This window comes from Pasteurella sp. P03HT (assembly GCF_054052285.1).
In genome coordinates, this window is record NZ_JBSIUM010000010.1 from 1 (window position 1) to 12,249 (window position 12,249).

10 protein-coding genes and 3 tRNA genes are annotated in these 12,249 nt (G+C 39.5%); 4 read left to right on the top strand and 9 right to left on the bottom strand.

What is annotated here, in order from left to right; genetic code table 11:
• Window positions 1–2 precede the first annotated feature (2 nt).
• From ACWIT3_RS08535 to wecA, 5 genes are all read right to left on the bottom strand, one after another.
• Window positions 3–76: transfer RNA gene (locus ACWIT3_RS08535), tRNA-Pro, on the bottom strand.
• A gap of 8 nt (window positions 77–84) precedes the next feature.
• Window positions 85–160, bottom strand: a tRNA-His gene (locus ACWIT3_RS08540).
• Window positions 161–202: 42 nt separating this feature from the next.
• A tRNA-Arg gene (locus tag ACWIT3_RS08545) sits at window positions 203–279 on the bottom strand.
• Between the two features lie 147 nt (window positions 280–426).
• Window positions 427–1,251: an LPS O-antigen chain length determinant protein WzzB gene (locus ACWIT3_RS08550; protein WP_457162303.1), complete on the bottom strand. Its 825-nt coding sequence runs from the start codon at window positions 1,249–1,251 to the stop codon at window positions 427–429.
• Window positions 1,248–2,327 (bottom strand): UDP-N-acetylglucosamine--undecaprenyl-phosphate N-acetylglucosaminephosphotransferase, encoded by a 1,080-nt coding sequence (gene wecA, locus ACWIT3_RS08555; RefSeq protein WP_457162304.1) that lies wholly within the window; start codon window positions 2,325–2,327, stop codon window positions 1,248–1,250. Before wecA ends, ACWIT3_RS08550 begins: the two co-directional genes overlap by 4 nt.
• 131 nt (window positions 2,328–2,458) lie before the next feature.
• Here wecA and hemL point away from each other — a divergent pair, with 131 nt between their 5' ends.
• Window positions 2,459–3,742: a glutamate-1-semialdehyde 2,1-aminomutase gene (gene hemL, locus ACWIT3_RS08560; protein ID WP_457162305.1), complete on the top strand. Its 1,284-nt coding sequence runs from the start codon at window positions 2,459–2,461 to the stop codon at window positions 3,740–3,742.
• Between the two features lie 47 nt (window positions 3,743–3,789).
• On the opposite strand, the gene glnD is transcribed toward hemL, so the two are convergent.
• Together glnD and map are read right to left on the bottom strand one after the other, a co-directional pair.
• Entirely contained in the window at window positions 3,790–6,378 is a 2,589-nt protein-coding gene (gene glnD / locus ACWIT3_RS08565; RefSeq protein ID WP_457162306.1) for a bifunctional uridylyltransferase/uridylyl-removing protein GlnD, read from the bottom strand.
• Between the two features lie 61 nt (window positions 6,379–6,439).
• Entirely contained in the window at window positions 6,440–7,243 is an 804-nt protein-coding gene (gene map, locus ACWIT3_RS08570; protein ID WP_457162307.1) for a type I methionyl aminopeptidase, read from the bottom strand.
• A 138-nt stretch (window positions 7,244–7,381) separates the two neighbouring features.
• Between map and erpA the strand changes: the two genes are divergently transcribed.
• Genes erpA through mrcB form a run of 3 tightly spaced genes read left to right on the top strand, consistent with a single transcriptional unit; the run spans window position 7,382 to window position 10,442 of the window.
• Window positions 7,382–7,723, top strand: coding sequence for an iron-sulfur cluster insertion protein ErpA (gene erpA / locus ACWIT3_RS08575; RefSeq protein ID WP_046340066.1), 342 nt, complete (start codon window positions 7,382–7,384; stop codon window positions 7,721–7,723).
• A 3-nt stretch (window positions 7,724–7,726) separates the two neighbouring features.
• Complete coding sequence (locus ACWIT3_RS08580) at window positions 7,727–8,083, top strand: YacL family protein (protein ID WP_457162308.1); 357 nt, start codon at window positions 7,727–7,729, stop codon at window positions 8,081–8,083.
• Window positions 8,084–8,111: 28 nt separating this feature from the next.
• Window positions 8,112–10,442 carry a penicillin-binding protein 1B gene (gene mrcB, locus ACWIT3_RS08585; RefSeq protein ID WP_457162309.1) on the top strand — a complete coding sequence of 777 codons (2,331 nt, stop codon included), beginning with the start codon at window positions 8,112–8,114 and terminating at the stop codon, window positions 10,440–10,442.
• Between the two features lie 70 nt (window positions 10,443–10,512).
• Here mrcB and ACWIT3_RS08590 read toward each other — a convergent pair whose 3' ends face one another.
• Both ACWIT3_RS08590 and pepE read right to left on the bottom strand, forming a co-directional pair.
• Window positions 10,513–11,403: a Dyp-type peroxidase gene (locus ACWIT3_RS08590; protein WP_457162310.1), complete on the bottom strand. Its 891-nt coding sequence runs from the start codon at window positions 11,401–11,403 to the stop codon at window positions 10,513–10,515.
• Window positions 11,404–11,498: 95 nt separating this feature from the next.
• Complete coding sequence (gene pepE / locus ACWIT3_RS08595; protein ID WP_457162311.1) at window positions 11,499–12,203, bottom strand: dipeptidase PepE; 705 nt, start codon at window positions 12,201–12,203, stop codon at window positions 11,499–11,501.
• Window positions 12,204–12,249: the final 46 nt, after the last annotated feature.

Below are 12,249 nucleotides of genomic sequence, written 5' to 3' on the forward strand. Positions count from 1 at the left end.
GGTCGGCGAGATAGGATTTGAACCTACGACCCACTGGTCCCAAACCAGTTGCGCTACCAAGCTGCGCTACTCGCCGACTGAAATTGGGGTGGCTAATGGGACTTGAACCCACGACAACCGGAATCACAATCCGGGGCTCTACCAACTGAGCTATAGCCACCATCATTTTATACAAGGTTTAGTTTTCAATGCATTTAACCTCTGGCACGCTCGACAGGATTTGAACCTGCGACCTTTGGCTCCGGAGGCCAACGCTCTATCCAACTGAGCTACGAGCGCTCATCGCGTCGTTGCGGGGCGTATATTAATGAGTTCCCAAACAGTTGTCTAGTGTTTTTTTGAAAAAAAATCTCATTAGATAGTTTTTTGTTCAATTTGAACAATAAATATTAAATATACGCCTATTTTTCAGTAAATAGAAGCCGTTTAATTATTTTTCTTGCGTAAATTAAATGATGATAAAGATAATAAGGCAATGAATACCCCGATGATACTACCGATGATTCCCCAACTTAAGCGATTCGGGGCATAATGGCTAACTGGCTGTGTTGGCTGTTTAGAATAGCGATATGCTGTAAACTGCTCATCTAGTGGGTTCACCGCTCGCATCATTTGTAATTTTCCTTGCCAATCATCTGCTGAATTTGTTGTTGATCCATTTTTACCTAAATTCAACTCCGTCGCTTTTTTGATTCGTTCAAATAATACTTTCCATTGAGTAATGAGATCACTATAAATCACTTTACGTGTTTCTTGATTGATATATTCAATATAAGAGGAAAGTAATTCTGTCGCTAACTTAGGATTATCCAGTTCAAGACGAATAGTATCTGCAAACGCATTTGAGGATGCCATTTCGAATTGTATGCTTGAAATCAGTTTCTCTAATAAGATAAGGTCAATTGGATCTTCGCCTGTCTGCTTCTGTTTATAATATTCACTTGTTTGCCAGAAATGACGTTTTGCTTTTTCAGAAGTTAACTGTCTTATAAATTCATGATATGCCATGTCTGTTGCTGATAATGCATTTTCTTTGTTATGAATAAATTGGTAAGTAGAAGATAATGTATAATAATTACCTAATGCAGCAACATCAGGTCTTTCTACTTTTGCTTCTGCAACCCAAGATTTATTGATTAAAAAGCTACTTCCATAAGCAATCCCCGCACTTAACGCGACGATGACTATTATAAAAAACATTCTCCCCAAGAAAGTGCGGTCATTTTTTTGTGAATTTTCAGTGTGTGTCATGATTTGTTTCCTGTCTTAACGCGTTTTGCTCTTCGTTTCATTCGTCTAATCCAACGTGTAATACGCCATGCTCGAGTAATTGAATAAGAATACATAAAAAATAAAAGAATAAATCCACCAAACATGATCCATTCATTAATGTAAAAAATTTCGCCGAGAATACCGATAGTAGCACACACTGCTGCAGCAAAAGTAATGAGTAGGAAAGCTTGTCTTGATGTTAACCCTGCTCGCATCATTAAATGATGGACGTGTAATCGGTCTGGTCGAAACGGACTTTTCCCTTTTCGCAAGCGACGATACATAATCGCGACCATATCAATGAGTGGAATCGCGATAATCCACAATGCGGTCACAGGATTCATTGGATGCCCTTTACCTTGCGTACTTAATAATAAGATCCAGATAATCGTAAATCCAATCAATGTACTCCCCGCGTCGCCCATAAACACTTTAAATTTTGCCCCCAATGGAATCCCTAAATTCATCATGAAATAAGGCAAAATAGCAATGATTAATGCAAAACTCCAGTAAGCTAAATCCAGCTGGTTATCCATTACTAATAAAATACCAATTGAGACAAAAGCAACTGTTGATAGACCTCCCAATAATCCATCTATACCATCAATCATATTGAAAGCATTAATTGCTGCGATCGTTGCAAGTACAGTAATAATCAATCCTATCGATCCAAGTGTTAATTGGAATGGACCGATAATCTGTCCTAAATGATCCAAATATAAATTACCAAGATCGATCATCAATATCGCTAATAGCGCTTGAATCCCTGCTCGTAGGAATGGACTGATATCAAAACGGTCATCGATCATCCCGATCACTAATAAAACAAAAATACTAAATAAATAGAGCGAAGGTAAACGCATTTGCTCCCATTCTAATAAATAGAAACAAAGGTTACCTACGAATAATGATACCCCACCAATTAACGGGATCGCACCTTGATGCCGTTTACGGTAATTCGGTTTATCGACTAACCCTAGTTTATTCGCAACAGGTCTCATAATGAGCAAAGTAAAAAACGCCCCTAAAAAAGTGGCAAGTAAACTCAAAAACATGTGATTTGTCCTATCAATTTTTATGTTCGCAGAATACCACAACGCCTTTTTTCTGCCATAAATATTTTATCTCTTTGTCACTTTTTACAGTAAAATAGAGACAATTTTTATCATTTATTAGGATTGCTATTATGACAACTTCAACCTCACTCTTTCAACGTGCTCAACAAACAATTCCTGGTGGCGTTAACTCTCCTGTACGTGCTTTTAATGGTGTGGGAGGAACACCTATTTTTATTGAGAAAGCACAAGGTGCCTATATTTTTGATACAGAAGGAAAGCATTATATTGATTATGTGGGCTCATGGGGACCGATGATTTTAGGGCACAACCACCCAGCTATTTTAAATGCCGTGATTAAAACCGCTGAAAAAGGGTTGAGCTTTGGCGCACCTACGCCACTAGAAATTGAATTAGCAGAATTAGTCTGCTCACTCATCCCCTCTATTGAAATGGTACGTATGGTCAGCTCTGGTACAGAAGCCACTATGTCCGCTATTCGCTTAGCGCGTGGTTATACTGGGAGAGATAAAATCATCAAATTTGAAGGGTGCTATCATGGTCATGCTGATTCATTGTTAGTCAAAGCAGGCTCTGGTGCCCTAACTCTAGGTCAACCTAACTCACCAGGTGTCCCCGCAGATTTTGCCAAGCATACTCTCACTTGTCAGTATAATGATTTAGACTCGGTCAAACAGGCGTTTATGCAATTCCCAACAGAGATCGCCTGTATTATTGTTGAACCTGTAGCGGGAAATATGAATTGTATTCCACCACAAGAGCATTTTCTGCAAGGTTTGCGTGAGCTTTGTGATGAATATGGTGCGCTATTAATTATTGATGAAGTCATGACGGGATTCCGTGTTGCCTTACGTGGTGCACAATCTTATTATCATGTGACACCTGATTTAACTTGCCTAGGTAAAGTGATCGGTGGTGGGATGCCTGTTGGTGCCTTTGGTGGAAAAAAAGAGATCATGGCACACATTGCACCAACGGGGCCTGTTTATCAAGCGGGGACATTGTCAGGCAACCCTATCGCTATGGCGGCAGGTTTAGCGTGTTTAACTGAACTCAAAAAAGCAGGTAATGAAGCGCGTTTAGCTCAATTAACAGAAAAATTGGCAATCGGTTTGAAAACTCTCGCTGATAAACATCAGATTCCCTTTGTGGTCAATTATGTAGGTGGAATGTTTGGTTTCTTTTTTACAGACAAACCTCGTGTTTCTTCCTATCAAGATGTGATGGCATGCGATATACAACGCTTTAACCTATTTTTCCATAAGATGTTAGCACAAGGTATTTATCTAGCCCCTTCTGCCTTTGAAGCAGGATTTATGTCTTTAGCGCATTCAGAACAAGACATTGAACGCACATTAGAAGCCGCCGATGTGGCATTTGCGAGTTTGAAATAAAATAGCGGGTGACCGCCTACGAAAGAGCGGTCACATTTCATCATGTTTTAACGGAGAACTTGATGTAGTCTTTTTTCAAGTTCTTCTCGCTGACTTGCCGTTAAAGCACGATTTTGATCGTTGGTCAAAATAAAAAAATCTTCGGCTCTTTCACCAATAGTCGTAATTTTGGCGTTTAATAAAGTCAATTTGAGCTCTGTAAATACCTGACTCACTTTAGCAAGTAACCCTGTTTGATCTAAGGCAAACAATTCCATTTCCGTTTGATCCGTTCGATTTTCCTTTAAAAAGCGAATCTCTGTTTTCACACTAAAATGACGTAATTTACGATTTGGAATAAGCGTATTTTTCATTGGCGAGGGGGACGATAACACATGTGTCAACACTTTTTCTAAGCTGCGACGGCGATCGAACTTCAATAAGGTTCCATCAACTTCAGTCACAATGAAACTATCAAAAACATAACCATCATGACTTGTGATGATTTGTGCATCATGAATACTCAATTTTTTTGACCCAATCGTCGTGACTACATGATTAAATAAGTTTGGTTGATCTTGACAATAAACAAAAATTTCTGTTCCACCCTCAGAAAAACGATTACTGATTTTAACCAATAAATTCTCTTTTAATTCAGACAATAATTGCGTATGCCATGCAATTTGTTTTGGCGTATTACGTAAGAAATATTCATCTGGACATCTTTGCCAGATTTCATTGATTGTCTGCACCGTTAATAAAGATGTTTTACTCAATAGATCTAATGCCTGCTCACGATGCTCAGCAATTTTTTGTTGATGATCGAGTAAACAGTCCATCCCTTGATCAAACTGCTGGTGGGTGAATTGATACAATGTTGCAATTAATGTTCGCTTCCAACTATTCCACAATGTTTCATTCGTAGCACAGATATCAGCCACAGTTAAACAGGTTAAGTAGTCTAATCGGACTTGATTTTGTACCGCTTCCGCAAAATTCAACACGACTTCTGGATCATGGATATCCCGTCGCTGTGCGGTGACGGACATTAATAAATGTTGTTCAACTAACCAAACTAGCGTTTGAATTTCACGTTGATCAAAACCATGTAATTGCGCAAATTCAGCTACATCAATCGCCCCCAGTTGAGCATGGTCTCCCCCTCGTCCTTTTGCAATATCATGAAATAATGCCGCAATATAGAGTAAAGTGCGGTCAGTGAGACGAGGAAATAATCGACTACAAACGGGATGAACTTCAACACTTTCAGGCGTCAAAAAATACTCTAATTTCAATAATGTTCGTAATATATGTTCATCTACTGTGTAACAATGAAATAAATCGAACTGCATTAAGCCTTCAATCTGTTTCCATTGGGGAAGATAAGCACTCAACACTCCATATTTGTGCATCGGTACGAATGCTCGCTCAATAGCTTTCGGTTGATTAAACAAACGTAAAAAAGTTTCTCTCGCTAACGCATCATCACACAAATGACCTTGTAATTGTTCTAACGCAAGATGGAGTTGACGCAAAGTTGAGGAATGAATATCAGCTTCAGGATGGGCTGTCAGATGAAAAAATAAATTTAAAATTTGTTCAGGTTTCTCCGTAAATACAGTTGGATAACGCAAACAAATAGCACGATTTACTAACTGAAAATACGGATCGAGCACTTCAATATGAAGGGGGGAAGAAGATTGTAAAAAATGTTCTCGATAATGCTTAACAAGTAAATCACTCAAAAAAGAAATCGTTTGTAATGCTTGGAAAAAAATCTTCATCATTTTTTCCACACCTTGATTTCCTTCTCCTTTAAAGCCCAATAAGTCAGCGACTTGAATCTGACGCTCAAACAAAAGACGATTATCGTAACGTTTCAAGATCAAATGTAAAGCAAAGCGTACTTTAAACAAACACTGTTGGCTTTCTTGTAATAACCTGTACTCCACGGGATAAATAAAACCTGATGCCAAAATTTCATCTAAATTTTTTGCGCCTGTATGACGTAAAGCGATCCAATACAATAGATGTAAGTCTCTTAAGCCACCTGGACTATGTTTAATATCAGGTTCAAGGTTATAGCTAGTATTATTATAACGCTGATAACGTACTGTTCGCTCTTGTGTTTTCGCATTAAAAAAGGTTTCACACGGCCAAAAATCGGGTTGTTGTAATTGTTGCATCAACTGAGTAAATTGTGCAAAATTCCCCATTAAATAGCGCGCTTCGAGTAAATTGGTGGCTATTGTAATATCCTGTAAACCCGCTTCTTGACATTGTGTTAAGGTACGTACAGCTTGCCCAACATCAAAACCACTGTCCCACAAGAATTGAATAAATTGACGAACATTCTCTTCTGTTTCTTGATCAAGTGGTTGCTCCGTTAAAATCAAAAAATCTAAATCAGATAAAGGAAACATTTCCGCTCGCCCATAACCGCCAACGGCAAGCAGTGTCAAGTTTTTCTGTTCTGACAGTTTAAATTTTTGCCAAAGATCACATAATAGGTGATCGCAAAATAACGTACGATTCTCAATTAACGCATATATTGAGAATTGCATAAAATGTTCATATTCAAACTGCTTTAAATTTTCTTTTTGAATTTTAACCGCACTTGCTTTCAATTCGGTTACTGGGGAATAAGGGAAAAGCATGCTTATCTCAACAATTAATTAAAAAAATGGCTGAAAAAATTCAGCCATGATGTCAATTCAATTAAACGTTTACCATAATACGTTTAATTCGTCCTTCCGCAATTTCTTCATCACGAATAGTCATCACTTCACACCCTTTTTCCGTGACGACAATTTGATGTTCATACTGTGCAGAATGGCTACGATCTTTTGTTTTTACTGTCCAACCGTCCCCCATTAAGCGCACTTCCTTTTTGCCAGCATTAATCATCGGCTCAATAGTAAACGCCATGCCAGGTTGTAAAATCACACCACCATCATCCGCATAATAATGCAACACTTGTGGTTCACAGTGGAACTCCGTGCCAATACCATGCCCACAGTATTCACGCACGACACTAAACCCTTGGCTCTCGGTATATTTTTGTACTGCACGACCAATTTCATTTAAACGAATCCCAGGTTTAACGACACGTAACCCCACATACAAAGCTTCTTGCGCAGCTTCACATAATTTTTTACTACGAATTGTGGTCTCGCCAACAATATACATTTTTGAATTATCACCGAAATATCCATCTTTAATGACTGTTACATCAATATTGACGATATCACCATTTTTCAAAATCTTATCTTCGCTCGGGATCCCATGACATACAACTTCATTAACTGAAATACACGTCGCTTTAGGAAAACCATGATAACCAAGACAAGCGGGGATAGTTTTTTGTTGTTCCACCATATAATCATGACAAATACGATCGAGCTCATTGGTACTTACACCAGCTTTGACATAAGGTTCAATCATGACTAACACATCAGCAGCTAACTTACATGCTTCACGCAATTTCACAATTTCTTGTTCTGTTCTTAACGGAATTGCCATCAGACAGTTTCTCCACAAAATCTATTCGTGTTCGAATTATAACACCAACTCAAGCAAAAATCCTTGATAAATTCTTGAACGGATTAGTTGGTTATTAGATAATATACAAATTCAGTTAAAAATAGAGCGAGATAAATTATGACAGAGATTTCCGTGCCACTGACTTTTACTGATGCGGCCGCAAATAAAGTAAAAACACTCATTAGTGAAGAAGAAAATCCCAACTTAAAATTGCGTGTTTATATTACAGGTGGTGGATGCAGTGGCTTTCAGTACGGTTTCACCTTTGATGAAAAAGTAAATGAAGGCGATTTAACCATTGAAAAATCAGGTGTGCAATTGGTCATCGATCCAATGAGTTTGCAATATCTTATTGGTGGTACAGTGGATTATACTGAGGGACTAGAAGGTTCTCGCTTTATCGTCAATAACCCAAATGCTTCCACAACTTGTGGCTGTGGTTCTTCCTTTAGCATTTAAAATATGGACTTTCAATTCACCTCTCATCTCGGCACCACGTTGGTTAAGTGTTCTATGGGACATGAGGCTATCGCGAATTGGTTTAACAGCGAAGTGCGGTCAAATACACAAAAAATTGAAGACGCACTTCAACAAATTCATGCATGCAAACCTCAACAAGAGTTGACTTTAGTGGGTTGTGAATACACGCTCTTTGTAAACCAAGATGAAGTCATGGTACGAGCAAATAACTTACACATCGAAAGTGAGCAACAACTTGACGATGACTTTCATTATTATGACGAGGAAAGCATTGCGTTTTGTGGCACAGATGACTTCATTCATTTTCTTCAATCTTACCTCGATTTCATTCAATCTTAATTGAGCCATCCCAACTTGAGAATACGCGATGTCTAAAGGTCAAAAAGCAAAACCCCATCGAAAACATGCTTGGATACGTTTTTTCATTAAAATCGCGTTCACGTTGACTTGTCTTTTAACGTTCTATGCCCTTTATCTAGACTGGCAAATCCAAACGAAAATGCGCGGGCAAATCTGGCAACTCCCCGCTGAAGTATACAGTCGTATTGAAAGTATTCGTCTTGAAGACAATTTGACGTTTGCTCAAGTCAAACAGCAACTACTGGACAATGAGTATCGTCAAACCAAGCTGGTCGCAGCGCCTGGTGACTTCAAAATAGAGGATAATACTATCGTCTTATTACGACGTGCCTTCCCTTTCCCCGTTCAACCTGAAGCCCAACGTGTATTTCGCCTCCGTTTCGAACAAGATAAATTGACGGTGATTGAAGACTTAATTAATCAACGCCAAGTTTCCTCATTTCGACTTGCACCCAAATTAATTGCGATGCTTCAATCAGACAAAGAAGAACGTTTAGCCATTGCTTTACAACAATATCCACGCTTATTAATCGATGCGCTATTATTGACAGAAGATCGCCGTTTTTACGAACATGATGGAATTAGTCTACTGGGTATTGCACGTGCAACAATCACGAATATTCAAGCGGGACACACCGTACAAGGCGGTAGCACCTTAACACAGCAGCTTGTCAAAAATTTATTTCTTACGAATGAACGTACGCTAACTCGAAAATTCAATGAGGCTTTAATGGCACTGATTCTTGATTGGCGTTACGATAAAAATCGTATTTTAGAAACATACCTTAATGAAATTTATCTAGGGCAAAATGGCGATATACAAATCCACGGTTTTGAATTAGCCAGTCATTTTTATTTTGGTCGTTCAACACGAGAAATCAGTCTCGATCAAATCGCCCTGTTAGTCGGTATGGTCAAAGGTCCGTCTTTGTATAATCCGTGGCGCAATCCTAAACACGCCTTAGAACGACGCAATGTCGTTCTACACTTGTTATTAGAACATAAGGTCATTGGTCATGAGTTATACCAGCTGCTCGTTCAACGTCCACTCAACGTGCAAGATCGTGGGCAGATTACACGCAAATACCCAGCTTTTCTGCAAACATTGCAAGCAGAATTACGTGCACAATTAGGAGAAAATAAAGCAAGTAATCTCTTAGGGGCTCGTATTTTTTCAACGCTTGATGTGAAACAACAAACCTATGCAGAAAATGCGGTAGTGAGTGCCACCTCTACACTCCAAGCAAAATATAAAAACCCTCACTTACAAGCAGCAATGGTCATTGCAGACTATCAAATGGGTGAAGTGCGTGCATTAGTGGGCGGATTACAAACCCAATATGCTGGATTTAACCGTGCAGTCAGTGCCAAACGGCAAATTGGTTCATTAGTCAAACCCGCGATTTATTTAAGCGCACTTGCTGATCCTAATCAGTTTCGTTTAAATACACCGATCCAAAATCAACCGATTACCATTCATATTAAAGGTAGCCCACCTTGGCAACCACGTAACTATGATCGTAAATATAGCGGTTCAGTCATGCTAATGGATGCCCTCGCTCGCTCATTAAATATTCCGACAGTTAACATAGGTATGCAAGTCGGATTAACGCATGTGATCGATACCCAGAAAAAGATGGGATGGGATAAAGTACATATTCCTCAGGTCCCATCAACATTATTAGGGGCTTATGCGATTTCGCCGTATGAAGTCACGCACTTATACCAAGTTATTGCAAACCAAGGTAAAAAAATACCATTAGCCACGATCGAGAGTGTGATGGATCAACAAGGGAATTTAATCTACCAGCGCCGTTTAGAACCAGAACAAGTGGTTCCAGCAGAAGCCGCCTATCAAACCCTCTACGCCATGCAACAAACCGTTGAACGAGGTACCGCAAGGAGTTTACAACACAAGTTTGGTGACTTGCATCTTGCGGGTAAAACAGGCACGACAAATGAAGCAAGAGATACCTGGTTTGTGGGCATTGATGGACGACACCTTGCAACCGTATGGTTAGGACGAGATGACAACGGAGAAACAAAATTAACAGGGGCATCTGGCGCATTACAAATTTATCAAGACTATTTACAACGTAATCACACTTTGCCTTTTACTTTGCCACAGTTGGAAACAATAAAATGGGTAGGTATTAATGAACACGGTAGTTGGGATTGTAACAGCGCAAGAAAAATTCCAGTCTGGATAAATAATGGTCAGTCTTTTTGCCAAACTGCACCGACAGAAGCACGCCAACCAAGTATATGGGAGGCATTAAGTCCAGAATTGCATTCCTCACAGCAAGCCGCACCTGTTGAAGAGGCGACAGCCAATTAAACAAAAGTGCGGTCAAATTTTAAAAATCTTGACCGCACTTGTGAAGCGAAAAATAAATAGGGCTGAGATCTTATAATGATCGGAGTTTATCCAAAGACGGCGCAAAATAGTAACTGCCTGTCACCGCTTTCGTAAAACCTAATAACCGATCGGTTTTACCGTCTTTTTCCCCAAACATATTAAGTAATTGCTGCTCAATATTGTACAACGTTGCACAATACGCAATGAAAAAGAGACCATGCTTACCACTTGCTGTTCCATAAGGCAGGCTATGACGTAAGATTTTCAACCCAACGCCATTTTCTTTCAAATCTGTACGTCCTACATGGGAAGTATCAAGTTTATCGGCTAACTCCACACTATCTGGTTTAGTACGACCAATCACGGTTTCTTGTTTTGCGTCAGTCAATTTCTCCCATTTTGCTAAGTTGTGCTCATAACGTTGGGTAAATACGTAGCTGCCTTCCGCATCTTCACCTTGTGCAATTAATGCCACCTCAGCACGTTTTGCATCTTGTGGATTTTCGGTACCATCAATAAATCCTGTAAAATCACGCTCCTCAACCCAACGAAAGCCATGAATTTCTTGTTCTACATCGATCGCAGCGCCAAATGTAGACATCGCCGCTTGAGCAACTGAAAAATTGACATCAGGACGTAATGATTGAATATGTACTAAGAGATCACATTGTGTTGCTGGTGCCGACGCGTCTCCTTTGCCTAATGTTACAAAAGGTTTGAGTTCTTTTGCACTGCATTCCCCCGCGAGTTGTCTCCAAACGTTATCGCCGAATGCCACCACGGCACCTAACCTTGCTTCTGGATATTGTTGCTGCAATTGGGCTAACTTATCACAAAATTGACGACTTGCTTCTGGAATAGCCAATACGTCCGTAATCTTTGCTTCTAGAAAAACGGCTGCTTTACAATGTTCTAATAATACACCACTTTGAGCTGTCATATTGTTCTCTCTCTATATAATCAAAAAACGACGCTGATTATAAGCGGTTATGATCTTTTCACCAAACGAAGTTAGAGAAAAGTGCACGAACACCACTAATAACGGAAGGTTGAATGTGCGGGGATCGTACTTAACTGCATATTCTCGCTAAAGACTAAAATATCATGTGAGCCCAATGCTGTGGCTTGCTCATTCTGGATACGTAATGCGGTTCCTTCAGGTAAGGCATAGACTTTAGCCGCTGGATTAACAATCAAAAATTCAGCCAACCGCTCTTCACGACTTTCGCCATTATGCCCCTGTGGCTTACCTGAAATAAAGTGCGGATTAAGTTGGTGAGGGAAAAGATTCAAGGCATTAAATGAAGGTGGATAAGTGATAGGCATATCATTCGTCGTCATGATGGATGCGCCTGCTACATTGGAGCCAGCACTCCAACCAAAATAACGCGTCCCCGCTTCCACTTTGGCTCGAATTGTTTCAATTAATTGATGCTCATACATCCCTTTCAATAGACAGAACGTATTTCCTCCACCAATTGCAATCACATCAGCTTGTTCAACAAGTTGCACATGTTTTGTTGCACGATGCACAGAAATAATATCAAGATTCAATTCAGCTAACGCTTTTTGCACTTTTGCTTCATATTCATCATAAGATTGGCGAACCCCAGCATAAGGAATAAACGCCACTTTTTTACCTTGGTAGCCCGCTAAAAAGTCTTTCAGCCAAGGTATTGTGTGAACTAAATAATCAGTTTGCTGATATTTGGAACCACTCATTAATAACATATTTTTCATGATGCACCTCTCCTCACTTGTGACATGTCAGTCAGCATTATGCAAT